The organism is Actinomyces sp. oral taxon 169 (assembly GCF_013394715.1).
Taxonomy (GTDB): domain Bacteria; phylum Actinomycetota; class Actinomycetes; order Actinomycetales; family Actinomycetaceae; genus Actinomyces.
Genome location: NZ_CP058259.1, coordinates 658,796 through 683,886, shown reverse-complemented (window position 1 = coordinate 683,886; position 25,091 = coordinate 658,796). Strand labels below are relative to the sequence as shown.

29 protein-coding genes are annotated in these 25,091 nt (G+C 65.3%); 4 read left to right on the top strand and 25 right to left on the bottom strand.

Annotated elements, in window-relative coordinates; genetic code table 11:
* Positions 1–9: 9 nt before the first annotated feature.
* Genes rplR through rplN form a run of 7 tightly spaced genes read right to left on the bottom strand, consistent with a single transcriptional unit; the run spans position 10 to position 2,873 of the window.
* Positions 10–390, bottom strand: a complete 381-nt coding sequence (gene rplR / locus HW274_RS02905; RefSeq protein ID WP_003789309.1) for a 50S ribosomal protein L18 — start codon at positions 388–390, stop codon at positions 10–12.
* 2 nt (positions 391–392) lie between these two features.
* Positions 393–932, bottom strand: a complete 540-nt coding sequence (gene rplF, locus HW274_RS02900) for a 50S ribosomal protein L6 (protein WP_003781878.1) — start codon at positions 930–932, stop codon at positions 393–395.
* Positions 933–953: 21 nt separating this feature from the next.
* Positions 954–1,352, bottom strand: coding sequence for a 30S ribosomal protein S8 (rpsH, locus tag HW274_RS02895; protein WP_003789305.1), 399 nt, complete (start codon positions 1,350–1,352; stop codon positions 954–956).
* Between the two features lie 58 nt (positions 1,353–1,410).
* Positions 1,411–1,596 (bottom strand): type Z 30S ribosomal protein S14, encoded by a 186-nt coding sequence (locus tag HW274_RS02890; protein ID WP_075253459.1) that lies wholly within the window; start codon positions 1,594–1,596, stop codon positions 1,411–1,413.
* A 1-nt stretch (position 1,597) separates the two neighbouring features.
* Complete coding sequence (rplE, locus tag HW274_RS02885) at positions 1,598–2,155, bottom strand: 50S ribosomal protein L5 (protein WP_009396382.1); 558 nt, start codon at positions 2,153–2,155, stop codon at positions 1,598–1,600.
* A 2-nt stretch (positions 2,156–2,157) separates the two neighbouring features.
* A complete protein-coding gene (gene rplX / locus HW274_RS02880; RefSeq protein WP_003781892.1) occupies positions 2,158–2,502 on the bottom strand; it encodes a 50S ribosomal protein L24 in 345 nt (114 codons plus the stop codon).
* A gap of 2 nt (positions 2,503–2,504) precedes the next feature.
* Positions 2,505–2,873 (bottom strand): 50S ribosomal protein L14, encoded by a 369-nt coding sequence (gene rplN / locus HW274_RS02875; RefSeq protein ID WP_003781898.1) that lies wholly within the window; start codon positions 2,871–2,873, stop codon positions 2,505–2,507.
* A gap of 1,088 nt (positions 2,874–3,961) precedes the next feature.
* Between rplN and HW274_RS02870 the strand changes: the two genes are divergently transcribed.
* A complete protein-coding gene (locus tag HW274_RS02870) occupies positions 3,962–4,708 on the top strand; it encodes a hypothetical protein (protein WP_185989129.1) in 747 nt (248 codons plus the stop codon).
* A 345-nt stretch (positions 4,709–5,053) separates the two neighbouring features.
* On the opposite strand, the gene rpsQ is transcribed toward HW274_RS02870, so the two are convergent.
* From rpsQ to rpsL, 18 genes are all read right to left on the bottom strand, one after another.
* Positions 5,054–5,347, bottom strand: a complete 294-nt coding sequence (gene rpsQ, locus HW274_RS02865; RefSeq protein WP_003789301.1) for a 30S ribosomal protein S17 — start codon at positions 5,345–5,347, stop codon at positions 5,054–5,056.
* Entirely contained in the window at positions 5,344–5,589 is a 246-nt protein-coding gene (gene rpmC, locus HW274_RS02860) for a 50S ribosomal protein L29 (RefSeq protein WP_009403578.1), read from the bottom strand. Before rpmC ends, rpsQ begins: the two co-directional genes overlap by 4 nt.
* Positions 5,589–6,008: a 50S ribosomal protein L16 gene (gene rplP / locus HW274_RS02855; RefSeq protein WP_003781881.1), complete on the bottom strand. Its 420-nt coding sequence runs from the start codon at positions 6,006–6,008 to the stop codon at positions 5,589–5,591. The genes rpmC and rplP overlap by 1 nt, the downstream gene beginning before the upstream one ends.
* A gap of 3 nt (positions 6,009–6,011) precedes the next feature.
* Positions 6,012–6,833 (bottom strand): 30S ribosomal protein S3, encoded by an 822-nt coding sequence (gene rpsC, locus HW274_RS02850; RefSeq protein WP_003789299.1) that lies wholly within the window; start codon positions 6,831–6,833, stop codon positions 6,012–6,014.
* Positions 6,833–7,210: a 50S ribosomal protein L22 gene (gene rplV, locus HW274_RS02845; protein WP_003789298.1), complete on the bottom strand. Its 378-nt coding sequence runs from the start codon at positions 7,208–7,210 to the stop codon at positions 6,833–6,835. Before rplV ends, rpsC begins: the two co-directional genes overlap by 1 nt.
* Before the next feature lie 31 nt (positions 7,211–7,241).
* Positions 7,242–7,520, bottom strand: coding sequence for a 30S ribosomal protein S19 (rpsS, locus tag HW274_RS02840; RefSeq protein ID WP_009397490.1), 279 nt, complete (start codon positions 7,518–7,520; stop codon positions 7,242–7,244).
* Positions 7,521–7,534: 14 nt separating this feature from the next.
* Positions 7,535–8,371, bottom strand: coding sequence for a 50S ribosomal protein L2 (gene rplB, locus HW274_RS02835; RefSeq protein WP_009747234.1), 837 nt, complete (start codon positions 8,369–8,371; stop codon positions 7,535–7,537).
* 26 nt (positions 8,372–8,397) lie between these two features.
* Positions 8,398–8,700 carry a 50S ribosomal protein L23 gene (gene rplW, locus HW274_RS02830; protein ID WP_003786064.1) on the bottom strand — a complete coding sequence of 101 codons (303 nt, stop codon included), beginning with the start codon at positions 8,698–8,700 and terminating at the stop codon, positions 8,398–8,400.
* On the bottom strand, positions 8,697–9,341 hold the full coding sequence (rplD, locus tag HW274_RS02825; protein WP_009403568.1) for a 50S ribosomal protein L4: 645 nt from the start codon (positions 9,339–9,341) through the stop codon (positions 8,697–8,699). Before rplD ends, rplW begins: the two co-directional genes overlap by 4 nt.
* Positions 9,342–9,345: 4 nt before the next feature.
* Positions 9,346–10,014 (bottom strand): 50S ribosomal protein L3, encoded by a 669-nt coding sequence (rplC, locus tag HW274_RS02820; protein ID WP_075253458.1) that lies wholly within the window; start codon positions 10,012–10,014, stop codon positions 9,346–9,348.
* An 8-nt stretch (positions 10,015–10,022) separates the two neighbouring features.
* On the bottom strand, positions 10,023–10,331 hold the full coding sequence (gene rpsJ / locus HW274_RS02815) for a 30S ribosomal protein S10 (RefSeq protein ID WP_003786051.1): 309 nt from the start codon (positions 10,329–10,331) through the stop codon (positions 10,023–10,025).
* A gap of 258 nt (positions 10,332–10,589) precedes the next feature.
* Positions 10,590–11,828: a class C sortase gene (locus tag HW274_RS02810; RefSeq protein WP_185989128.1), complete on the bottom strand. Its 1,239-nt coding sequence runs from the start codon at positions 11,826–11,828 to the stop codon at positions 10,590–10,592.
* Positions 11,829–12,062: 234 nt separating this feature from the next.
* On the bottom strand, positions 12,063–13,673 hold the full coding sequence (locus tag HW274_RS02805) for a SpaH/EbpB family LPXTG-anchored major pilin (protein ID WP_075253456.1): 1,611 nt from the start codon (positions 13,671–13,673) through the stop codon (positions 12,063–12,065).
* Between the two features lie 150 nt (positions 13,674–13,823).
* Complete coding sequence (locus tag HW274_RS02800; protein ID WP_256692405.1) at positions 13,824–16,694, bottom strand: CshA/CshB family fibrillar adhesin-related protein; 2,871 nt, start codon at positions 16,692–16,694, stop codon at positions 13,824–13,826.
* Positions 16,695–17,020: 326 nt separating this feature from the next.
* Entirely contained in the window at positions 17,021–18,211 is a 1,191-nt protein-coding gene (gene tuf / locus HW274_RS02795; RefSeq protein ID WP_003789287.1) for an elongation factor Tu, read from the bottom strand.
* A 200-nt stretch (positions 18,212–18,411) separates the two neighbouring features.
* Entirely contained in the window at positions 18,412–20,553 is a 2,142-nt protein-coding gene (gene fusA, locus HW274_RS02790) for an elongation factor G (protein ID WP_185989127.1), read from the bottom strand.
* Between the two features lie 45 nt (positions 20,554–20,598).
* Entirely contained in the window at positions 20,599–21,069 is a 471-nt protein-coding gene (gene rpsG / locus HW274_RS02785; protein ID WP_003786052.1) for a 30S ribosomal protein S7, read from the bottom strand.
* Positions 21,069–21,443, bottom strand: a complete 375-nt coding sequence (rpsL, locus tag HW274_RS02780) for a 30S ribosomal protein S12 (RefSeq protein ID WP_003786082.1) — start codon at positions 21,441–21,443, stop codon at positions 21,069–21,071. Before rpsL ends, rpsG begins: the two co-directional genes overlap by 1 nt.
* Before the next feature lie 815 nt (positions 21,444–22,258).
* On the opposite strand from rpsL, the gene HW274_RS02775 reads away from it, so the two are divergent.
* The 3 genes from HW274_RS02775 to HW274_RS02765 all read left to right on the top strand — a co-directional run bounded on the left by HW274_RS02775 (position 22,259) and on the right by HW274_RS02765 (position 24,961).
* Complete coding sequence (locus HW274_RS02775; protein WP_260679158.1) at positions 22,259–23,563, top strand: OmpA family protein; 1,305 nt, start codon at positions 22,259–22,261, stop codon at positions 23,561–23,563.
* 739 nt (positions 23,564–24,302) lie between these two features.
* The gene (locus HW274_RS12950; protein ID WP_343283685.1) at positions 24,303–24,551 is read left to right on the top strand and encodes a hypothetical protein; all 249 of its coding nucleotides are present in this window, start codon (positions 24,303–24,305) and stop codon (positions 24,549–24,551) included.
* Positions 24,548–24,961 carry a DUF192 domain-containing protein gene (locus HW274_RS02765; protein WP_081376162.1) on the top strand — a complete coding sequence of 138 codons (414 nt, stop codon included), beginning with the start codon at positions 24,548–24,550 and terminating at the stop codon, positions 24,959–24,961. The genes HW274_RS12950 and HW274_RS02765 overlap by 4 nt, the downstream gene beginning before the upstream one ends.
* Positions 24,962–25,091: the final 130 nt, after the last annotated feature.

Below are 25,091 nucleotides of genomic sequence, written 5' to 3'. Positions count from 1 at the left end.
TCTTAGTGCTCACAGCTTCAGGCCGCCCTCGCGGGCGCCCTCGGCGACGGCCGCGACACGGCCGTGGTACTTGTTGCCGCCGCGGTCGAACACGACTGCCTCGATGCCCAGCGCCTTGGCCCGCTCGGCGATAAGCTCGCCGACCTTGTGGGCGGCGCCCACCTTGTGGCCCTCGACGCCCTTGGCGGCCTCCTCCAGGGTGGAGGCGGCGCACAGGGTGTGGCCGATGGTGTCGTCCACGACCTGAGCCACCATGTGGCGGTTGGACCGGGTGACCACCAGGCGGGGACGCTCGGGCGTGCCGGAGATGTGCTTGCGCACGCGCTGGTGACGGATCTTGCGGGCGATGGCGCGGGGGTTGCCCTTGCCCCTCTTGATCGAGTAAGCCATGGTCACTTACCAGCCTTTCCGACCTTGCGGCGCACGTTCTCGCCGGCGTAGCGCACGCCCTTGCCCTTGTAGGGCTCCGGCGGACGGATCTTGCGAATGTTCGCCGCGACCTCGCCGACCTGCTCCTTGGAGATACCGGAGACGGTGATCTTCAGGTTGCCGTCGACCGTGAAGGTGATGCCCTCGGGGGGCTCAACGGTCACGGTGTGGGAGAAGCCGAGGGAGAGCTCGATGCCCTGGCCCTTGGCGGCGACGCGGTAACCGGTGCCGACGATCTCGAGCTGCTTGGAGTAGCCCTCGGTGACGCCGATCACCATGTTGTTGATGAGGGTGCGCGACAGTCCGTGCAGCGAGCGCGAGCGGCGCTCGTCGTCGGGGCGCGTGACCAGGATGGAGCCGTCCTCCTGGCGGGTGACGCTCAGGGGCTCGCTGATCGTGCGGGACAGGGTGCCCTTGGGGCCCTTGACCGTCACGTCCTGGCCGTCGATGGTGACGTCCACTCCGGCAGGAACCGGAACGGGGAGCCGTCCAATACGAGACATGGTTTTCCTCCGTTCCTTCTCTTACCAGACGTAGGCGAGGACTTCGCCGCCCACGCCACGCGACTCGGCCTGCTTGTCGGTCAGGAGGCCGGAGGAGGTGGACAGGATCGCCACTCCCAGGCCGCCGAGGACCTTGGGCAGGTTGGTGGACTTGGCGTAGACGCGCAGGCCGGGCTTGGAGATCCGGCGCAGGCCCTGGATGGCCCGCTGGCGGTTGGCTCCGTACTTGAGGCTCAGCGTGAGCGTCTTGCCGACCTCGGCGTCCGTGACCTCGTAGCCGGCGATGTAGCCCTCGGCCTTGAGCATCTCAGCGATGTTCACCTTGAGCTTGCTCGACGGCATCGACACGGTGTCGTGGTAGGCGCTGTTTGCGTTACGCAGACGGGTCAGCATGTCTGCGATGGGGTCTGTCATTGTCATGAGTGGGCCTTAGCCCTTCCTCGTCGTGGTTTCCTCAGCGGACCTGCGACGTAAGTTCTTACCAGCTGGACTTGCTCACGCCCGGGAGCTCGCCGCGAAGGGCCATCTCACGCAGGCAGATACGGCACAGGCCGAACTTGCGGTAGACCGAGTGCGGACGTCCGCAGCGCCGGCAGCGCGTGTAGGCACGGACACCGAACTTGGGCTTACGGTTCGCCTTCTCAATCAGTGCGGTCTTCGCCATCTCACTTCTCCTTGAAGGGGAAGCCGAGCTGCTTGAGCAGCGAGCGGGCCTCCTCGTCGGTCTTGGCCGTGGTCACCACGGTGATGTCCATGCCGCGGACGCGGTCGATCTGGTCCTGGTCGATCTCGTGGAAGACAGCCTGCTCGGTCAGACCGAAGGTGTAGTTGCCGTTCCCGTCGAACTGCTTGGGGCTCAGACCACGGAAGTCGCGGATACGGGGCAGCGAGATCGAGACCAGGCGGTCCAGGAACTCCCACATGCGGTCGCCGCGCAGGGTGGAGTGCGCGCCGATCGGCATGCCCTCACGCAGCTTGAACTGCGCGATGGACTTCCGGGCCCGGGTGACCTGCGGCTTCTGGCCGGTGATGGCGGCGAGGTCGCGCACGGCGCCCTCGATCATCTTGGAGTCGTGGGCGGCCTCGCCCACACCCATGTTGACGACGACCTTGACGACGCGCCCGACCTCCATCACGTTGCCGTGCTGGAACTCCTTGAGCAGGGCGGGGCGCACCTCCTCGGTGTACTTCGTCTTGAGACGGGGGGTGGTCTTCTCAGCCATGGTCACAGGTCCTCCCCGCTCTTCTTGGCGTAACGCACGCGGACGGTGCGCTTGCGGCCGTCGGGACGCACGCCCTCCTCGACGCGGAAGCCCACGCGGGTGCGCTTCTTCGTCTTGGGGTCGACGAGCATGACGTTGGAGGCGTGGATGGGCGCCTCAACGGTCTCGATGCCGCCGGTGCGGGCGCCCTGCTGGGACTGCCCCACCTTGGTGTGCTTGGTCACGCGCTGGACGCCCTCGACGATGACACGGTCAGTGCCCTTGAGGACCTCCAGAACGCGGCCGGTCTTGCCCTTGTCCTTACCGGCGATGACGATGACCTGGTCGCCCTTCTTGATGCGTGCCATGTTCAGATCACCTCCGGGGCGAGCGAGACGATGCGCATGAACTTCTTCTCGCGAAGCTCACGGCCGACGGGGCCGAAGATGCGCGTACCGCGCGGCTCCCCATCGTTCTTGAGGATGACGGCGGCGTTCTCGTCGAAGCGGATGTATGAGCCGTCGGGACGACGACGCTCCTTGCGGGCACGCACGACGACGGCCTTGACGACCTCGCCCTTCTTCACGTTGCCGCCGGGAATGGCGTCCTTGACGGTGGCGACGATCGTGTCGCCGATACCCGCATAGCGCCGACCCGATCCACCGAGAACACGGATGCAAAGGATCTCCTTGGCACCGGTGTTGTCGGCGACCTTCAGTCGCGACTCCTGCTGGATCATTGAGTGTTCTCCTGTCGTCGAGCCGGTTCTCAGGAAGCTCCTGAGCCTGGCCGAACGTTCTTCTGGTCTTGCACACGTCTCCCCCGGCCGCAGGCCGCACGAGGCTGACCCAGGGATAGGGGATTCCCGCGGTACGTTGTCCCGACAGACACAGGCGCAGACTGCACGAGGTCTCTGCCGGACGCACCGAGGGCGCGCGCAACTCCATTAGCCTAGTCCAGCCGCCACATCGCGCGGAACCTGAGATGACGACCAGGGCCTGTGCCTTTGCTCACCGGCTTTTCCCGGGTCTCCTGCACTGACGTCCCGAAGCACCCGGCCGGCCCACCGGCCCCAGGTCGACGACGTACCTGCCCGCCGAGGACTGCGTTGTCCTCCAGGCCACTGGGACGCGACCGTCACCTTCTGGAGGTCAGGGACGTCCCCGTCGCACACCGCAGTCCCCGATCCGCCTGACGGTCAGCTGTGATCCGCAGCCAGCTCCGGTCAGATGCGACCTGCACCAGGTTCGGTACCCGCGGTATGCACCCGACGACGCCACCACCTGGACATCCCGCCTCAAGACACTGCCCGCCATGAAGGAATACCTATCTGCAAGCCAGACTCACAGCTACTTCAGGAGCCGAGAGCTGCTGGGCATGGTTTGGACGCACCCCCAGCTCCTCGGGATCCCATGCGAGGCACAGCGTTCGAGGTTCGACGCTAGCCCCGGCCCAGCCCTTCTCAGCGCCACCCGATCCCACGAGGGCCAGGTTCTACTGGCCAGAGGGCACGCACCGCACGAAGTCCCGACCTACCTGAAGTACCTTCCACACGGACGGATCATCAGCACCTCCAGACTCGACGCCCACCCCACTGGCGTCTCGAATGACCGAACATCCGAGGGTCTCAGAAGTCATGAGACAACACAGAACACTGGCCGTTCATCGACTAGGCCGTTGCGTCCACCATTGGTACCCAAAGTCCGTATAGCAGGGCAACCATGCGCGACGATTCAATCAACCTCTCACTAACCGTCTCTCATAGATGTCACAGCCACGCTCTACCATCAATTCCATCAGAACGACCTACCGACACAGGAGGACCTGATGCGTAAGTACCGTCCCACATTCAACGACACCGCACTAGCTCGCCGGTCTGGCGGGACGCTCGTTCCACATAGAGCGTTCACAGCACTGAGAATCATATCACCGATTTTCGTATTCATTGCCGCACGGATCTACAGCCTCACAATGCCCGCTTGGTTCTCTTGGGGCTTGGCTATTCTGTTAGCTCTAGCGACCGCAATCGCAATAACCACAAAGCTCATCCCCTCCGAAGTTGAGGGCCGCAGAGTTCTCGACCTTCAACCCAACGACCTTATAGTCCCCTCCAAGGAGATTAAACTATTCCCAAATGCATTCCCCGTCCTTCACAGAAACTCCGTTCGTGACGCCTCGCCTCAGGAAGAAGTGATCCTTGCAGGTTGTCAGAATCCTATAATCTATGGACCTGACGACACAACACTGATCCTTGAGCCAATCGGAGTTGAGCCGCGCCAGCAGTCCCCAGAGGAGGATGAGGCAATACACCGAGTGCTCGACGCGGCGGCGGAACTGGATGACAGTTGGTTGAGCAGAGCATCAGAAGAGGACCTACGCATGGCACGGCGACTCGGCCTTGTTGAAAAAAAGCCTCTACGGCGCGACGAAAGATGGTCCAAAGCAGCAAGATCCTACGCCAATGCATCCAGAGCTGAGCACACCGAATTGCAGCAGGACAAACTTAATCAAACCGATTCCGTCATCGTAATAGTTAACGGCGACCTCATGTTACAGATCGACGGGCAAGAGTAACGGATCGCCGATCTCGTTGATCGTCTTGCCGAGAAGGTCACCCAGTTGACAGACCGCGCAATCGTTGAGCGAATCCGCGTAGCTGTTGAACAGAAGGACAAGCACAGTACAGCTCAAGGCCTACGGGAACTCGGACAGGACACACTCGTGAATGCTCTAGGAGCAGCATCCGGCAACGCACTGTGGACCGCGGTGTTGACTGGTATGCAACATTTCTGGTGAGCAGCACCCACTGTCAGATGTAACGGCTGGCGGCTAACAACGCCGACGCCGCAGCCTCCCGGGTGGGATGCTGCGGCGTCGGGGGCCGGCTCGACGGCGTCGAGGGCGGCGTTCAGCCGAGGATCACTTGGCGCGCTCGAGGATCTCCAGGAGGCGGAAGTGCTTGGTGGCGCTCAGCGGGCGGGTCTCCATGATGGAGACGAGATCGCCGACACCGGCCTCGTTGTTCTCGTCGTGGACCTTGACCTTCTTGGAGCGACGGAGGACCTTGCCGTACAGGGAGTGCTTGTAGCGCTCCTCGACGAGGACGACCACCGTCTTGTCCATCTTGTCGGAGACGACGTAGCCGCGACGCACCTTGCGCTGGGGGCGCTCGGTGGACTGCTCGACGTTCTCAGTGCTGGTCTGCTCGCTCACTTGGACTCCTCCGTGCTCGGGGCGGTGCGAATACCGAGCTCACGCTCGCGCACGATCGTGTAGATACGGGCGATGTCGCGACGCACAGCCTTGAGACGTCCGTGGTCCTCGAGCTGGCCGGTCGCCGAAGCGAACCGGAGGTTGAACAGCTCGGCCTTGGCCTTGGAGAGCTCCTCGGAGAGGCGCTCGTTGTCCATGCCGTCGAGGTCGGCGGGGGTCAGGCCCTTGGAACCGATTGCCATCAGACGTCACCACCCTCACGAGTCACGAAACGGGTCTTCATCGGAAGCTTGTGCTGTGCGCGGCGCATGGCCTCGCGGGCGAGGGCCTCGTCGACACCGCCGAGCTCGAACAGGATGCGTCCGGGCTTGACGTTGGCGATCCACCACTCGGGTGCACCCTTACCGGAACCCATACGGGTCTCGGCGGGCTTCTTGGTCAGGGGGCGGTCCGGGAAGATGTTGATCCACACCTTGCCGCCACGCTTGATGTGGCGGGTCATGGCGATACGGGCCGCCTCGATCTGGCGGTTGGTGATGTAGGCGGGCTCGAGGGCCTGGATGCCGTACTCACCGAAGGCGATCTGGTTGCCGCCCTTGGAAAGGCCCGTGCGGTGCGGGCGGTGCTGCTTGCGGAACTTGGTCCGGCGGGGGATGAGCACGGCTCAGGCCTCCGTTCCCTGGTCTGCGGCAGCGGTCTCGGCGGCCGGCGTCTGCTCGGCTGCCTGCTGCTGCTCGGTGTTCTGACGCGAACCGCGCTCACCGCGGTCGCCACGACGGCCGCCGCGGCGCTCGCCCCGGCCCCGGCCACGGGAGCCGGACTCGGCCTGCTGGCGGGCGAACTCACGCTCGGTGATGTCGCCCTTGTAGATCCACACCTTGACGCCGAGGCGGCCGAAGGTGGTCTTGGCCTCGTAGAAGCCGTAGTCGATGTTCGCGCGCAGGGTGTGCAGCGGCACGCGCCCCTCGCGGTAGAACTCGCTGCGGCTCATCTCGGCGCCGCCCAGGCGGCCGGAGCACTGCACCCGGATGCCCTTGGCGCCGGCGCGCATCGCGGACTGCATGCCCTTGCGCATGGCGCGACGGAAGGACACGCGGGAGGCGAGCTGCTCGGCGATCCCCTGGGCGACCAGCTGGGCGTCCAGGTCGGGGCTCTTGACCTCGAGGATGTTGAGCTGGACCTGCTTGCCGGTCAGCTTCTCGAGCTGACCTCGCAGGCGCTCGGCCTCGGCCCCACGGCGACCGATGACGATGCCGGGACGGGCGGTGTGCAGGTCGACGCGCACGCGGTCACGGGTGCGCTCGATGTCGACCTTGGAGATACCGGCCCGCTCCATGCCGTCCTCCATGAGGCGGCGGATCTTGACATCCTCCTCCACGAAGTCGCGGTAACGCTGACCGGGCTTGGTGGAGTCGGCGAACCAGCGCGAACGGTGGTCCGTGGTGATGCCCAGGCGGAACCCGGTCGGGTTGACCTTCTGCCCCATTACCGGGCTCCTTCCTTCGTTGCGGCGTCGGACTTGTCCCCGACGATGACGGTGATGTGGCTGGTCCGCTTGAGGATCCTGCTGGCCCGGCCCTGCGCACGGGGACGGAACCGCTTCAGGGTGGGACCCTCATCGGCGAACGCCTCGATGATGAACAGGTCGTTCTCGTCGAAACGCTCGCCGTCACGCTCAGCCTTGAACCGGGCGTTGGCGATTGCGGACTCGAGGACCTTGCGCACCGGCACCGCAGCGGCCTGCGGGGCGAATCGGAGCACGTTGACGGCCTCGACGGCGCGCTTGCCGCGGACGACGTCCACGACCCGGCGCGCCTTCATCGGCGTGCAGCGCACGTACTTGGCCTGCGCCTTGGCTTCCATGTTCTCTGCCTCTCAAACTTTCCGACGTCCGTCAGCGACGCGACTTGCGGTCGTCCTTGACGTGCCCGCGGAAGGTGCGGGTCGGAGCGAACTCACCGAGCTTGTGGCCCACCATGGACTCGGTAACGAAGACCGGCACGTGCTTGCGACCGTCGTGGACGGCGAAGGTGTGCCCCAGGAAGTCCGGCGTGATGACCGAACGGCGGGACCAGGTCTTAATGACGTTCTTGGTGCCCTTCTCGTTCTGAGCGTCCACCTTCTTGATCAGGTGGTCGTCGACGAAGGGACCCTTCTTCAGACTACGCGGCATGATTCAGGCTCCTATCAGCGCTTCTTGCCGGTCCGACGACGACGCACGATGAGGCGGTCGCTGGACTTGTTGGGACGGCGGGTGCGGCCCTCGGGCTTGCCCCACGGCGAGACGGGGTGACGACCACCGGAGGTCTTGCCCTCACCACCACCGTGCGGGTGGTCCACCGGGTTCATGACGACACCGCGGACGGTCGGGCGCACGCCCTTCCAGCGCATACGGCCGGCCTTACCCCAGTTGATGTTGGACTGCTCGGCGTTGCCGACCTCGCCGATGGTGGCGCGGCAGGCGGCCTCCACGTTGCGGATCTCCCCGGAGGGCATGCGCAGCTGCGCGTACTTGCCCTCCTTGGCGACCAGCTGGACGGAGGTGCCGGCGCTGCGAGCGATCTTGGCCCCGCCACCGGGACGCAGCTCGACCGCGTGGACGACCGTACCGGTGGGGATGTGACGCAGCTGCAGGTTGTTGCCGGGCTTGATGTCGGCGCTGGGGCCGGCCTCGACGACGTCGCCCTGACGGAGCTTGTTCGGGGCGATGATGTAGCGCTTCTCGCCGTCCATGTAGTGCAGCAGGGCGATGCGCGCGGTGCGGTTGGGGTCGTACTCGATGTGAGCGACCTTCGCGGGCACGCCGTCCTTGTCATGACGACGGAAGTCGATGAGACGGTAGGCGCGCTTGTGGCCACCACCCTTGTGGCGGGTGGTGATACGGCCGGAGGAGTTGCGGCCACCGGACTTGCTCAGCGGGCGCACCAGCGACTTCTCGGGCGTGCTACGCGTGATCTCCACGAAGTCGGCCACGGAGGAGCCGCGACGACCCGGGGTCGTGGGCTTGTACTTACGGATTCCCATATCGATCCTTTACCTTCCGTGGCGCACTAGGCCACATCACCGAAGATGTCGATGGTCCCCTCGCGCAGGGTGACGATCGCACGGCGGGTGTCCTTGGACTTGCCGATCCCGGTGCGGGTGCGGTGCGTCTTGCCCTTGCGGTTGATGGTGTTCACCGAGGAGACCTTGACATCGAAGATGGCCTCGACGGCCTGCTTGATCTCGGTCTTGTTGGAACCCGGCGCCACGATGAACGTGTACTGGCCACGGTCCATGCAGGCGTAGGACTTCTCGGAGACCACCGGCGCGATGATGACGTCGCGGGGGTTCTTGGACTTCTCGAGGCTCACTTGGACTCCTCCTCACCCTTGCCCAGGAACGCGTCCAGGCCAGAGGCCGTGAAGACGACGTCGTCGGACTTGAGGACGTCGTAGGTGTTGAGCTGGTCGGCCCACAGGACGTGCGCCTCGGGGGCGTTGCGCAGGCTGAGCCTGGACAGATCGTCCTGACGGTCCACAATCACCAGGGCCTTGCGGTCGGTGAGGTTGCGCAGCGCGACCAGGGCGTTCTTGGTGGAGGGCACCGTGGTGGTGACGAACTCGGTGATGACGTGGACGCGGCCGTTGCGGGCGCGGTCGGACAGGGCGCTGCGCAGGGCGGCGGCCTTCATCTTCTTGGGGGTCCGCTGGGTGTAGTCGCGCGGCTGCGGGCCGTGGACGGTGCCACCACCGACGAACTGCGGGGCGCGGGTCGAGCCCTGGCGGGCGCGGCCGGTGCCCTTCTGGCGGTAGGGCTTGCGGCCACCGCCGCGGACGTCGCCGCGGGTCTTGGTGGCGTGGGTGCCCTGGCGGGCCGCGGCCAGCTGGCCGACGACCACCTGGTGCATGAGCGGAATGTTGAGGGGGGCGTCGAAGACCTCGGCGGGCAGCTCGACGCTGCCGGTCTTCTTGCCCGCGGAGTCGACGACGTCGACGGTGAGTGCCTCAGTCATGGTCTCAGGCTCCCTTCACGGCGGTGCGGACGACGACGACCGAGCCCTTGGGGCCGGGGATCGCGCCGTTGACGAGCAGAACGCCCTTGTCAACGTCGATGCCGCGGATCTTGAGGTTCTGGACGGTGCGGCGCGCGTGGCCCATACGACCGGCCATGCGCAGACCCTTGAAGATGCGCCCGGGGGTGGCGCAGGCGCCGATGGAGCCGGGCTTGCGGTGGTTGCGGTGAGCACCGTGGGAGGCGCCCACACCGGCGAAGCCGTGGCGCTTCATGACACCGGCGAAACCCTTACCCTTGGAGGTTCCGGTGACGTCGACCAGCTGGCCGACCTCGAAGGTGTCAGCGGTCAGCTCCTGGCCGGGGGTGAACTCCGACGCCAGGGAGGTGCGGATCTCCGCCACGTGGCGGCGGGGCTCGACCCCGGCCTTGGCGAAGTGACCGGCGAGCGGCTTGGTGACCTTGCTGGCGTCGATGTCGCCGAAGGCGAGCTGAACGGCCTCGTAGCCATCGGTCTCGATGGTGCGGACCTGGGTCACGACGTTGGTGTCGACCCGGACGACGGTCACAGGGCGCAGGACCCCGTTCTCGTCCCAGATCTGCGTCATGCCGAGCTTGGTGCCGAGCAGCGCCTTGGCAGGCGCGGCGGCAGCCGGCGTGTTAAGCGTTGTCATGGCAGTCCTCAGAGCTTGATCTCGATGTTGACGTCAGCGGGCAGGTCGAGACGCATGAGCGAGTCGACGGCCTTGGGCGTCGGGTCGACGATGTCGATCAGCCGCTTGTGCGTGCGCATCTCGAAGTGCTCGCGGCTGTCCTTGTACTTGTGCGGCGACCGGATCACGCAGAACACGTTCTTCTCGGTCGGCAGCGGCACCGGGCCCACGACCGTCGCGCCAGCGCGGGTCACGACGTCGACGATCTTGCGCGCCGAGGAGTCAATGACCTCGTGGTCGTAGGACTTGAGCCGGATGCGGATCTTCTGTCCCGCCATGGCGCCTAACCTCTCTTGTACTTGCTTCTGGCCGGTCCACGCGCTCGGGCGTGTCGCTTCAGGACGCGCGCCGCTCCCGTGGTGGGAGGCGGTGAACCGGTCTGGACACACGGAAACCCGTTCAGGAGGAACGGGTCCGTCAGAATGAATCCCGGGGTGATCCCGGGGCGGCACAACCAGGGGCACGCATGCGCGCGCCCTTGGCCGGCCGGATTACGTTATCAGGGCTCGCGCAGGCAGCGGAACCCAGGATCGGGCCTAGAGGCTGTGAGTCCGCCCACTGGCCCCCGCGCTCGGGCGTGTCGCGTCCAGCACAGGGATCTCCGCGGTGTCGATGAGCTCCTGGTTATCTGATTGTCCCGACGGCGCCGACAGCGACGCGATCTCCTCCAGGAGCGCCAGGTTCTCCATCTCGGAGGGCTGGGGAGGGACCGGAAGGTCGGTGAACCACCGTTGGGGCTCGACGCCGGCGTCGTCATCCATCCAGATCCGCATCTGCTCCGCCCAGGTCTGGGGGCGCGGATCCTCCTGCGCGGCACGGGCCCTGGCCAGGGCCCGCTCCTTGGCCCGCGCCGCCGCGTAGCCCGAGCGCCACAGGTACAGCCCAATGACGATGAGCCCCGCCGCCAGGCCGACGGCCCACCAGGGGAAGTGGGGAACGTCGGGGCGCTTGCCCGCCGCCGCGAGGTCCTTGGCCGGGGTCGGGTAGATGCGCTCGCCGGTCAGCAGGATGCGGTGGGTGTTGATGCCCAGGGGCGTGCAGGTCACCAAGGTGAGCAGGTCCTTGCCCTCCTCGACGCGCAGAGCCTCGGTCTCCTCGGGCTCGACGACCTTGGTGCTGGTGACCCGGTAGGTGAGGACCTCTCCGAAGACCTCGACGATGAGGCTATCACCGGTCTTGACCTTGTCCAGGTTGGTGAACATGGTGGCCTCGGCCAGGCCGCGGTGCCCGGTGATGACTGAGCGGGTCCCCTCTCCCCCGACCGGCAACGAGGTGCCCTCCAGGTGCCCCAGGCCCTTGAGCAGGGTGTCATCGGCAGTGCCGTGGTAGACGGGCAGGTCCAGGGAGATGGAGGGGATCTTCAGCCGGGCCATGAGTCCCTCGTTGTTGGCCTTGAGGATGTTGGCGTAGTTCAGAGAGCTGTCCTTGCTGGAGCCGGCACCGGTGGGGACGTGGTTGTTGGCCTCCAGGACCGCCCCGGCCGAGAGCGCGTCGTTGTAGGCGTGCGCCTGCTCGACCTGGGTCTTGGCATCGGGACGGGCCCCATCGACCTGGGCGGAGTAGTCGGCAGTCACCTTCGACTGGTTGTACTGGGCGACCCAGGAGGCCGCCGTCGGATAGGTCAGCAGGCCCATACCCACCAGCGCCATGATGGAGGTGACCAGGGCAGAGACCGACAGGCGCCAGGCGCGGGGGCGGCGGTGCTTCTGGAGGCTCGAGGCGCGGGTGCGCGGAGTCCGGGCGGTGCGGGGTGTGCGTGCTTTGCGGGAGATCATGGGGCCTCGTGCGCTTCCAGGGTCGGTGGACGGGGTGGGGATGGTGCGGGTTCGCACATGGCGGTGCAGGCGCTCGACGGATCGGGGTCCGTCGAGTGCCTGCACCGGTGCCGCTCAGGCCACCACCTCACGATCGACACGGGTTCGGAACCCGATCACGACGTGGGTGAGGCAGTGCGCTTGCGGTCCTGGCTGTCGGCCGGGGCTCACGCCCCCGGCCGACAGCCGGTGTCGTCAGAGCGCGAGGTTCGCGTTCTGCTTGCGCTCGCGGTAGCGGGCCACGAGGACGGAGCCGACGGCGATCATCAGCAGGGACGCACCGGAGGCGGTCAGGATGAGCATGCCGTTGGCACCGGTCAGGGGCAGGCCCGGAACCGACTGCTTGGTGTTCTCAACGGTGACGTTGTCCGTGGCCACCTCACCGACCTTGACCTTGACAGCGGTCACGGCGGCGTCACCGGCGGGCAGGACGTAGCCGGCGGGAGCCTTGGTCTCAACCAGGACGTAGCAGCGCTCGGTGGCATCCTTCTGGTTGTCACGGTCTGCACCGTCGATGGAGTCGGAGATGAACAGGCCCTTGATGTCAATGGCACCCTGGGCGTCCGTGGTCAGCGTGGTCTGGCCGTTGATGGCGATGGGGTCGCCGTCCTTCACCTTGGAGCAGGTGTTGGCGTAGGCGTCCTTGGCCTTGTACAGCTGGAACTGCGCGCCCTGGAGGCCGGCCTTGGTCTGGCCCTGCTGGTGGGTGTCCACCTTCTTGATGCTCAGGTCGCCCCAGTTCGAGGTCACCTCGTCGGAGGTCGGCGGGTTGTCGGGGTTCGTCGGGGGCGTCTCAGGAGTCGGGGGCTGCTCGGCGTAGAGGGTGTCACTGATGACCTGAGCCCGGTTCGTGATGGTGCCATTGCTGCCGGCCTTGGTCACCTTGCCCTGGAAGACGGCGGACACCTTCTTGCCGGGGGCGGCCTTGATCTTCTTCAGACCCTCGGCGGTGAAGGTGACGGTCACGGTCTGCCCATTGGTCGCCACCTGGTAGTCGGTGGGCTGCAGGGTCGTGCCCTCGAGGGAGACCTCGGTGGCGGTCACCTCCGACAGGCGCTCGTCCAGGGTGTCCTTGAGCTGGAAGTACTTGTAGAAGGACTTGGCGTCGAGAGTCGGCGCCGTCGAGCTGACCGGGAACTTGATGAGGGAGCCGACACCGTAGCCGTTGAGCTTCTGCGCCTGAATGGTCTTGTCGACGTCAATGGCCTCGTTCTTGGGGTAGACGTTGACGTCGTAGATCCACTGGCCGTCAGCACCCGCAGCGGTGTTCGGGTGAGGAATCGTCACCACGAAGGGCTTGGCCTTCTGGACGATGTCACCTGGGGTCGTGGTCTCGCACACGAGGTAGGCCTGAACCGGCATCTCCGTGATCGTGGCGAGGCCCTCGCTGTTGGTGGCCGGGGAGGCCATGCCCTTACCAAACGTGTGCGCTCCGAGCGTGGGCGCGGCGGGGTTGGTGCAGGCACTGTCCGGCACGCCGGTCCTGGCCAGGTTGCTGATCGTGTCCCACCCGGCGGGGTCCTTTAGGTTGATGTCGGTGATCGGGTAGGCGGTGAAGACGACGCCCTCGACGGCCGGGCCCTTGTCATCGGCGTTCTGCTCAGTACCGGTGGGGGTACCGATGTCCTTGCCGCCGCCGGTGAGGTGCTTGTGGATGGCCAGGGAGCCCTTCACCTCAGTCTTGATGTTGCCGTAGTTAGGCGTTTCCGTAGCCACGGCCGAAGGGGCCAGGCCGAGGAAGGCCAGGGTGAGGACACCGGCTGCGGCAGCAGCCCGACGCCCCAGCGTGCTGGCGTTGTGCTTCATGGGTTGGGATTTCCTTTCACTGTGCGCCGCGGGGAGATGCGAACGCGTGGCAGAGGTATGGATAGGGAGTTTTTCTCCGGTGGACGGCTCCGTCTTGTCCGACGGCGTCACCGGCGCCTCCGACCTTTCATGCGTGGGTCGGCGGGCGGATCAGTCGAGGTTGCAGTGACGGCGCCTCCTGAGGAGTCCGGTGGAGATCGCCAGAGCGGAGACGACCGCTCCTGCGATCAGGAAAATGTGCGCACCGCGTCCGCCTGTCAGGGGCAGGCGGGGGGTGGCCGCCTTCTCGTTGGTGAAGGCCTTCGAGAAGGAGTACTGGAGGGCATTGGGCTTGATGGCGAAGCTGCGGCTCGTCGTGTCAAGCCGGTATCCCGTGGGAGCCCGCTTCTCCACCAGGGAGTAGGAGCGCGTGTCCCAGGGCAGGCCGGTCACGGTGAAGGAACCGGCCGCGGGGTCCGTGTCGGCGTAGGGGCCGCCCGGGCACCGTCCCCTACCACCGGCGATGACGCAGTCGGTGACGGTGGTCCTGGCCGGGACTCCGGGGCCGCTGAGCGTCCATTCCGAGCCGCCCAGGGCGTGTCCGCTCGTGTCCTGCTTCTTCCAGGACACGGCTCCGGTCAGCCGCTGGTTGGTCACGGCCCCTCTGGTGACACCGGTGGTGTCCTTGAGTCCCGCCTTGAGGTTGGCGCCGGAGACGTCGTTGAAGGCCAGTGCCTTGTCCAGGCGCTGGTATCCGCTGGGGGCGGTTCTCTCGGTGACGGAGTAGCTCCCCCATGCCAGTCCGCTGACCTCGAAGACACCCGGAGCCGGGTTGGTGTCCCGGTAGGCGCCGCCGCGGCAGCCGGCCGCCTGGCAGTCCTCGACGACGGTGCCGGCGGGGACGCCGGGACCGGTCAGGGTCCAGCTGGTACCGCCCAGGGGTGTCTGACCGTCCTGGTCGACCTTGGTCCAGGACAGCGCCCCGGGCTTGGTCGTGTTGGTGACCGAGCAGGTGAGGCGATCGGTACCCCGCACCTGGATGGTGGAGCCCGCCAGGCTCGAACCGGCCCAGCTGCCGCGAGTCCCGGGGGTCTGGGCGCAGCGCCATGCGCTCGCCTCGTACCCCGGCGCCTGGGGGTTCGTGGAGGACTCGCTGAGCGCGTACTGTCCCTGATGCACCGCCTTGATCCCGGTGTCGACTGCCCCAGTCACCTGCTGGGACGCCGCCCCACCGTTGCTCTGCTGGGCCTTGAGGGTCCACTGGTCGGCCCCGAGGGCCCTGACCTGCCCGCGGTAGGGGGCCTGGACGTCCTTGACAAGCCGGATGGTAGGGACGCGCACCGCGATCCGATAGTCCTCGACCTCGCCGCCCATCGTGCTGCCGGTGGGCTTGAGGTTCACTCCTGCCTCAGCCGTCCTCACCCGCAGGTAGGTGTGGGGCTGGGAACCGGCCTCCCCGTCGATGCTGCGCACGACGTCCTCGGGCACGGTCCACCGCAGCGGGGCGTTGCCCCAGCTGTCACACGTCGTTTGAGCGCTCTTCTCGGTGGCGTCGAAGACCCCGTTGTGGTTCCAGTCGATCCAGCCGGCCACCGCTCCTCTGCCTCCGCAGCGGACATTGGTGGTGTACTGCTGTCCCGGGGCTGTTGCAATGCCTGCGTCGGGGATGGAGACACCGTCCTCGTCGTTGCCGTACCAGCCGTCGTTGTCGTCGCCGTCGGCCCCGTCGCTGAAGCGCTGCTGGGACTCGGCGTCAGTACCCGAGCCCAGGTAGGGCCCGGTGGGCTGCATGCGGGTGGTGTTGATGAGGCGGCCGCCGAACAGGTCGTAGCCGTTGCGGTTCGTGACCTCACCACCGTCCCACCTGGGCTGCAGGAGGGCGGAGGCACTGCCGTAGGAGACCGGCGCGTCACCGAAGTCGGTGACCAGGACCAGTCCCAGGGCGACGGCCGAGTAGCCCGACCCCTGCATGGTGATGGTGGCGCTGGTAGCCCCTTCCATGAACATGGAGACCGCGGGCCCACCGATACCGTTGGGCTTGGAGTAGCCTCCACCGTTCTGGTAGACGCACTCCTGCGCCGTGTTGTCCAGCCTCAGGGTGCGGTTCCCGTTGGAGAAGGTCGCCCGGGTCGTGACCGGCCGCCCGGTACCTCCCCTGGTGTCCGTACAGTTACTGGAGCGCCCACCGTCGAGGAGGCGCCAGGTGACTCGCTGGTTGCTGGGCACCTCGGCCTGGATCCACTCGCCGTCGAAAGGGTCATTGGTGCTGCCGGGGTTGGAGGCCTCGGCGTCGGCGAAGACCAGGCCGTTGAGGGCCACCGGTGTGGAGCTGCCGTCGGGGGCCTGGACGGCCGCAGAGCAGGAGACATCGAAGCTGATGCGTGAGTATCCGCCCGTGGGCGTGCGGTTGGCCCAACGGTCGTTCTTGTCCCTGCCGTCCCAGGTCTTGTCACCGTTGTAGGCGTATCCGTTGGCCAGTCCGATGACCATCCGGTTGTGGTTGGTGTAGTTGTCCGGGTACTTCAGGCCGTTGTGCCACTCCGAGCTGCCGTCACTCCAGCCCCCGGCGCCACCGGTGTTGTAGAGGTTGTCGAGGATGTCACCGGCCCAGGTACCCGGAATCGTGGCGACCAGCGGGCCGCGGGCAAGATCGTCGGGAAAGCCCTTCTGGTGACCAAGGTGCTTGAGATTGGACAGATTGCAGGTGGTGACCAGATATCCGGCCTCACCCAGGTCTCGGTAGTTGGTGAAGGTCTTTCGCTGCCCGTAGTCGAGCACGGGAACATTCGGCTTGGTCTGGCCGGCGAAGTTCTGGTCGTAGTCCGCCCACTGGAGCCACTGGATGGTGTCCCGGTACCAGCTGGTGCCGCCCTGGGCGAAGACCGCCGGAAGCGCGTCGGCGGGGAGCCCGTTCGGGGCCGCCCCGGCAGCAGGCTGCTCAGTGCCCACGAGCGCCGCACCGACGCAGGTGAGTGCCGCAGCGCCGGCGATGAGCTTGCGCAGGCGCGGCTTGATGGCACGACGAGACAGCAAAGGGAACACTCCAATTCATGAGAGACCAACAGCGCTGGGATCGCCTTCTCATAGGCGTCGACTCCATGCCCTTGGCAACAGGGATTAACTTAGTTGACACAATTGGGCAATACGGGATCGGTGACAGATCTGAAATCAGCCGTTATGGCATTGCGACACCATTGATTACGCCAGCGTCACAATGACAAGAAAACAGTGTCATTCATATCTCTATTCATGTTGACGGTCGGCTGCGTCACCTCCCGTGATGGGACACGAAAAAGACCTCCCCGGTCAGAGCAGCTGCTCTGACCGGGGAGGTCTGGTGCTACGCGGAGGCGCGGAGCGTCAGTGGGTCACTTGATGACCTTGGTGACGCGGCCGGAGCCGACGGTGCGGCCACCCTCACGGATGGCGAAGCCGAGGCCCTCCTCCATGGCGATGGGCTGGATGAGCTGGACGGTCATCTCGGTGGTGTCGCCGGGCATGACCATCTCGGTGCCCTCGGGGAGGGTGATGACACCGGTGACGTCCGTGGTACGGAAGTAGAACTGCGGACGGTAGTTCGAGTAGAAGGGGTTGTGGCGGCCGCCCTCGTCCTTGGTGAGGATGTAGACGTGGCCCTCGAACTCGGTGTGCGGGGTGATGGAGCCGGGCTTGCAGACGACCTGACCGCGCTCGACGTCCTCGCGACGGGTGCCGCGCAGGAGCAGACCGCAGTTCTCGCCGGCCCAGGCCTCGTCCATCTGCTTGTGGAACATCTCGATACCGGTGACCGTGGTCTTCTGGGCCTCGCGGATACCGAGGATCTCGACCTCGGAGTTGATCGGGAGCTTGCCGCGCTCCACACGACCGGTGACGACGGTACCGCGACCGGTGATGGTGAAGACGTCCTCGATGGGCATGAGGAAGGGCTTGTCCATGTCACGCTCGGGGGTGGGGATGAAGTCATCCACCGCGTCCATGAGCTCCTTGATCTTGCCGGCCCACTCGGCGTCGCCCTCGAGGGCCTTGAGAGCGGAGACGCGGATGACGGGAGCCTCGTCGCCGTCGTAGTCCTGGGAGGACAGCAGCTCGCGCACCTCCATCTCAACCAGGTCGAGGAGCTCCTCGTCGTCCACCATGTCGGACTTGTTGAGGGCCACGAGGAGGGCGGGGACGCCCACCTGGCGGGCGAGCAGGACGTGCTCGCGGGTCTGGGCCATCGGGCCATCGGTGGCGGCGACCACGAGGATCGCGCCATCCATCTGGGCGGCACCGGTAATCATGTTCTTGATGTAGTCGGCGTGCCCGGGGGCGTCGACGTGCGCGTAGTGGCGCTTGTCGGTCTCGTACTCGACGTGCGCGATGTTGATGGTGATACCGCGCTGACGCTCCTCAGGAGCCTTGTCGATCTCGTCGAAGGGGGTGAAGGGGTTCAGCTCGGGGTACTCGTCGTGCAGAACCTTGGAGATCGCAGCGGTCAGCGTCGTCTTACCGTGGTCGACGTGACCGATCGTTCCGATGTTGACGTGCGGCTTGGTCCGCTCGAACTTGGCCTTGGCCACTGGTGTCCTCCTGGGACTCGGGTAGTTCTCTTCGTCGGGATTCGACTAGCACACATGCTAGCCGCCCGGGCGTCGAGAGTCTCTACTGGTGGATGTTGGAAATCTTACTGAACTGGGTCCCGGTCGGCACCCGAGGGGCGCCGTCGGGCCGGGGCCCGCCGCGGTTGCGTGCAGCCGGTGCGGACCCCGGAGGCAGGGCGTCAGGCGCCCTTGACCTTGGCGATGATCTCGTCGGCGACGTTCTTGGGAACCTCGGCGTACGAGTCGAAGGTCATGGAGTACACGGCACGTCCCTGCGTCTTGGAGCGCAAGTCACCGACGTAGCCGAACATCTCCGACAGGGGCACGTTGGCGCGGATGACCTTGACGCCGACGGCGTCCTCCATCGAGGCGATCATGCCGCGACGGGAGTTGAGGTCACCGATGACGTCGCCCATGTACTCCTCGGGAGTACGGACCTCGACGGCCATGACGGGCTCGAGGAGGACCGGCGAGGCCTTCTTGGCACCCTCCTTGAACGCCATGGAACCGGCGATCTTGAAGGCCATCTCGGAGGAGTCGACCTCGTGGTAGGCGCCGTCGATGAGGGTGGCCTTGATGTCCACCATCGGGTAGCCGGCCAGGACACCGGTGAGCATGGCGTCCTGGACCCCGGCGTCCACGCTGGGGATGTACTCGCGGGGCACGCGACCACCGGTGACGGCGTTGGCGAACTCGTAGTGCGCCTTCTCGCCATCGGCGGTCTCGGCGGCCTCCTCGGCCACGAGCGGCTCGAAGCTCATCTGCACCTTGGCGAACTGGCCGGAACCACCCGTCTGCTTCTTGTGGGTGTACTCGACCTTGTCCACCTTCTTGCGGATGGTCTCGCGGTAGGCGACCTGCGGAGCACCCACGTTGGCCTCGACCTTGAACTCGCGGCGCATGCGGTCCACGAACACGTCCAGGTGGAGCTCGCCCATACCGCCGATGACGGTCTGGCCGGTCTCCTCGTCGAGGGAGACGGTGAAGGTGGGGTCCTCCTCGGAGAGCTTCTGGATGGCCACACCCAGCTTCTCCTGGTCGCCCTTGGTCTTGGGCTCGATGGCCACGTGGATGACCGGGGCCGGGAAGGTCATGGACTCCAGGACGATCGGGGAGCCCTGGGCGCACAGGGTGTCACCGGTGGTGACGTCCTTGAGGCCGATGAAGGCGTAGATGTGGCCGGCGTGGGCCTCCTCCACCGGGTTCTCCTTGTTGGAGTGCATCTGGAAGAGCTTGCCGATGCGCTCCTTCTTGCCCTTGGTGGCGTTGAGGACCATCTCGCCCTGGGAGACCTTGCCGGAGTAGACGCGCACGTAAACGAGCTTGCCGTAGAAGGGGTGGGTGGCCACCTTGAAGGCCAGGGCGGAGAAGGGAGCCTTCTCGTCGGCCGGACGGGTGAGCACCTCCTCCTCGTTACCGACGGCGTGACCTTCGACGTCGGGGACGTCGAGCGGGGAGGGCAGGTAGTCCAGGACGGCGTCGAGCACGGGCTGGATGCCCTTGTTCTTGAAGGCGGACCCGGCCAGGACCGGGAAGGCCTCGCCGGCCACGGTGAGCTTGCGGATCCCGGCCTTGAGCTCGGCGATGCTGAGCTCCTCGCCCTCGAGGTACTTCTCCATGAGCGCGTCGTCGGCCTCGGCGACCGTCTCGACCAGCTGGGCGCGCAGCTCCTCGGCCTTGGCGACCAGCTCGGAGGGGATCTCCTCGTACTCGACGACGGAGCCGCGGGTCTCCTTGCCATCGGCGTCCTTCTCGGGGAAGCGGATGGCCCGCATCTCCAGGACGTCGACAAGGCCGGAGAAGTCGTTCTCGGCGCCGATCGGGAAGTTGAGGACGATCGGGGTGGCGTGGAGGCGGTCGCGGATGGTCTGGACGGAGAAGTCGAAGTCCGCGCCCAGCTTGTCCATCTTGTTGATGTAGCAGATGCGCGGGACGTTGTACTTGTCCGCCTGGCGCCACACCGTCTCCGACTGCGGCTCCACACCCTCCTTGCCGTCGAAGACCGCCACGGCGCCGTCGAGCACGCGCAGGGAGCGCTCGACCTCGACCGTGAAGTCCACGTGTCCGGGGGTGTCGATGATGTTGATCTGGTTGTTCTTCCAGAAGCAGGTGGTGGCCGCGGAGGTAATGGTGATACCGCGCTCCTGCTCCTGCTCCATCCAGTCCATCGTCGAGGCGCCGTCGTGCGTCTCGCCGATCTTGTAGTTGATGCCCGTGTAGAACAGGATGCGCTCTGTCACGGTGGTCTTACCGGCATCGATGTGGGCCATGATGCCGATGTTGCGGACCTTGGTGAGGTCTGTCAGCACGTCAAGTGCCACTGGTGGTGTCCTTCGTTCGTGTGGGGTACGGAGCTGATTCCGGCACTACCAGCGGTAGTGGGCGAAGGCCTTGTTGGACTCGGCCATGCGGTGCATGTCCTCACGGCGCTTGACCGCGGCGCCCAGGCCGTTGGAGGCGTCGAGAATCTCGTTCATGAGACGCTCGGTCATGGTGTTCTCGCGGCGCTGGCGGGAGAAGTCCACGAGCCAGCGCAGCGCCAGGGTGGTGGCGCGGCCGGGGCGGACCTCGACGGGCACCTGGTAGGTGGCGCCACCGACGCGACGGGAGCGAACCTCCAGGGCGGGGCGGATGTTGTCCAGAGCGCGCTTGAGGACCGAGACCGGGTCCTGGTCCGTCTTGGAGCGCACGCCCTCCAGGGCGCCGTAGACGATCCGCTCGGCAGTGGACTTCTTGCCGTCCAGCAGAACGCGGTTGACGAGCTGGGTGACGACCGGCGAGCCGTAGACGGGGTCGACGACGAGCGGACGCTTGGGTGCGGGACCCTTACGAGGCATTACTTCTTCTCCTTCTTGGCGCCGTACTTGGAACGTGCCTGCTGGCGGCCCTTGACACCCTGGGTGTCGAGGGCACCGCGCACGATGTGGTAGCGGACACCGGGAAGGTCCTTCACACGACCACCGCGCACGAGCACGATGGAGTGCTCCTGGAGGTTGTGGCCCTCACCGGGGATGTAGGCCGTGACCTCGATACCGGTGGACAGGCGCACACGGGCGACCTTACGAAGGGCGGAGTTCGGCTTCTTAGGGGTCGTGGTGTACACGCGGGTGCACACGCCACGGCGCTGCGGACTGGCCTTGAGCGCCGGCGTCTTGGACGCGGAGCGCTTCGTCGAGCGGCCCTTGCGGACCAGCTGCTGAATGGTAGGCACTACTGATTCTCCATTGGGACGTGAGTCTGTATCTGGCTGCTGCCTGCGTGCCGGGCCGCTCCCCCACTGGTGGCTCGACGGCGCACGCCACCGCGGAGAGGGCCGGCCCGCCGGGATCGGGGCGGGCCCGATAACGACGTCCGGAGCCCCGCAGTCAGGGGCCCGTCGGTTCCCGCCGCGGCAGACCCGCGTCACGATGTCGCACCTGAGCCGAGCAAGCCTGAGGCCTGGGCGAAGCCGACGTCGCTGGGAACGGAATGGAGATGCGGTGACCCGTCTGCGGGCACCGTCGGCCAGGCTACCCGTTCGCCGTGTCGGGGCGCCAGGGCGGAGGGAGAGGTGAGTGCGTGGTGCTGGACACGATCGGATGACGACACTCACCACTCCCCCAACCTCCCCGTGGAGCGTAGGGGAGTACCCAGGTCGACATGGGTAGGTACCCATCGTAGACACAGAGTGTGAGGTGTAGCGTGTTAGACAGGATTTCTTGAAGGATAAGGACGACGATAGGATTCACTATGCCACTCTTCGCGCAGTCGCCAGCAGAATCTCACAAGCGGATAACGCGTCGCCACACCTTGATACTACCCGTATTGGCCGCTGCGGGTGGCGCGCTAGCCGGGTGCGATATCAGGAAAGCCCACTCCGCCAACGGAAGCGGCTCCAACTCAGCGAGACCACCTCGGACCGGAAGCACGGACACAGCCGCCCGAGCAACGGGGTCTCATGGCGGAGCAGCGCTGGAGACCGCTTGGGAGGGAAAGACGCTCTCGGTCGAGGTTGGTCCCGCAGTAGTCAAAGAGAAGCATACAGTGGTGCCTTTGAATCTCTCGACAAATTCTGAAGAGAAGATAAGCATGGAACGACCATTCAGCACATTGTTCGACCCGTACTCGATGTCAACAATCCAAATGCTGTCACTGAACCAGGGCCTGGCGTTCCGTCAACTCAATCAGAGCACCGAAGGACTTATCGATGGAGTGAGAAAGGGTAAACCATTGAAACTATTCGCGGTGTTTGCCGCGACCAGCGACACCGTCAAAACCGTGGAGATGTTCCTACCCAGCATGGGCGTAGTCACCAACGTCCCAGTAGTCAAGGAGACCGACGCCGACTTCAAGGTCGACGAGGCCCTGGCGGGCGCCAAACTCGATAGTGATGCCACCGGCCCATTCCGCATCGAGACGGCGACCATCTCGGCCGACGGCTCCGCGGACACCAAGAAGGACGAGAAGTCGACGACAGTGACAGTATCTGGGGATGTGACCTTCGCGGTCGACTCCGATCAGCTCTCGGCTCAGGCTGACAGCGTGCTGTCCAATGTGGTTGATCAGATCAAGAGATACCCCTCCGGTGGTCAGATGTCGGTGGTGGGCCACACCGACGACGTCCAGGACGACGCCTACAATCAGGGCCTATCGGAACGGCGCGCCCAGTCCGTGGCCGCACGACTGAAGGCACTGACGGATCTGTCGAAGTGGAAGCAGTCGGTGTCGGGCAAGGGAGAATCCGCACCGCGGGTCAGCAATGACTCCGACGAGCATCGACAGATCAACCGCCGCGTGGAGATCACGCTGACACCGTCGAACCCCGACGAGGCGAACGCCGCCGGTACGTCATCATCGGCCGCGCCGTCAGCCGAAGCGTCCCAGGCCGCAGTGCCGACAGGCAAGGGCTCAGAAGGGGTGGATGTGACCATAGATGATAAGAAGGTCCATCTCTCGATCGATCATGTGATACGTGTGGGCAAGTACCTGGCCGGCACTGTACTGCTCAAGGCGGACCAGGACGTCCCAGTTAAGCCGGGAGTATTCGCCTTGCCCTACAAGTTTCAGGAGCTGCGATGGCCTTCCTTGGTTCACGGGGTCTACAACTTCACACTCCTCAGCGGCGGGACGCGCTATCTGGAGGCCGACCACGCCTCCCGAGACGGCGACCGATTCCCGATCGCCAACAGCGTCGTCAACGACATTAAGGCCGGAGAGGCCATGCGACTGCCAGCAGTCTGGCCCGACACCGGCGAGGATACGGTCACACTCGATCTGCCTCACGGAGGCAACAGCAACCCTGCCCCTCCCCTCAACGCTCGACTCACCGACATCCCGGTCACTGAAGCATAGAACACAGGTCACCCACACCCACAGCCCCATCGACTGCCGCACAAGGCCCTGACATGAACAGAACAAAGTTCCCGAATCTACCGCGGCCGACGCATCGCCGCAGGACTCAGGGCGTTCGTCTCAAGCGGGCAGGCCTCAGTTGTGCAAGGGTATGACGGTGAGTGTCCTAGCAGCGCTGAGCGCCTTCGCCGTCGGAGGTACGGCCATCATGGTCGTAGCACGACCGGTGTCCGCCTTTGCTCGGCAGTACGTATACGACCTGGAACTGGCCGACGCCGAGGAGGCCGCTTCTCATTCCGACAAGGATGAAGAGGATCGACCACCATCACCCGGCGCTGAGCCAGCGGCTTGCGACTCGGAGTCATCTCTCAGAGGCAGCAGTAGCTCGTCCGACAGAACGACCATACGTGTTCGATGGTTGCTGCTCCCCATGCCGCAGACCGTCCTTGCAGCTGTTCTGTGCGGACTGACCCTCGTATGGGGCGCGAGCTGGGGAGCCTGGGCGGAAACAGTCGTCGCCCTACCGATTGTGGCGCTTCTGGGGGCCACTTGCAGCGTCGATGCCGTGTGTCACCGTTTACCTGATCGACTTCTTTGGCCCACGGCAACGTGGACAGGTGCCGCAACACTTACTCTCCTCATTCTGCACGTTGCAGCAGGGACTCCGTTGTCCAACGCAGCGTGGATTGCAGCAAGAACTATTCTGTGCGCCCTGTGCGCAGGTTTAGTGATAGTAGCAATGATTGCACTGATCCCCTGGTCAGGAATGGGTCTCGGAGACGCGAAGCTCTGCACTGTCTTGGGGCTCTGGCTGGGATACTTCAACACCGAGTACGCTGCGCTGGGAATCATTCTTGGATTCTTCATCGGGGGGGTAGCCGCCATCATCTTAATGGTCACACGCATCGCAAGCAGGAAGACACTGATTGCCTTCGGCCCTTATCTCGCCGCAGGAGGGTGGTTGACGTGGATGCTCGCGGTGGCATGAACCCACACGCCCCGGAGGGCCCTAACAACCCCCTGGGGATTACAGTTCCCACTTGGGCGCCGGGCAAGGATGTGTCCGACGTACTGGTCATTGACGGCCGGGTAACGAACATGCCCCTATGGACGGCACGTACACGCCATGAACGGAATACCGGCCTTCTGGGCACGGATAACCTCGCCGGCGCATTATGGATCCGGCACTGCAACATGATCCATACTTTTGGGATGCGATACGCCATCGACGCGGTGTATGTCAGTCGAAAGGGACTAGTACTATCCGTGGTTCACACTCCGCCCAACAGGCTTGGTGCCCCTCGATTTCGGGCAAGCGCAGTAGTTGAACTGACCGCAGGGGTTGCACAGAGGCTTGGACTGGAAAGAGGGAGTATCGTGTCCTCTGCCCCTCAATAGCGCAGCGATCCGTGAACCACACGAAGCAATCCTGACTTGCAACAACGCATCAGTGATGTTCGGGCCCACATATGTACCTTCAATCTCCGCTCAGCCCGAGCCCAGGCTGCACATCGCTTTGAAGGCCGGG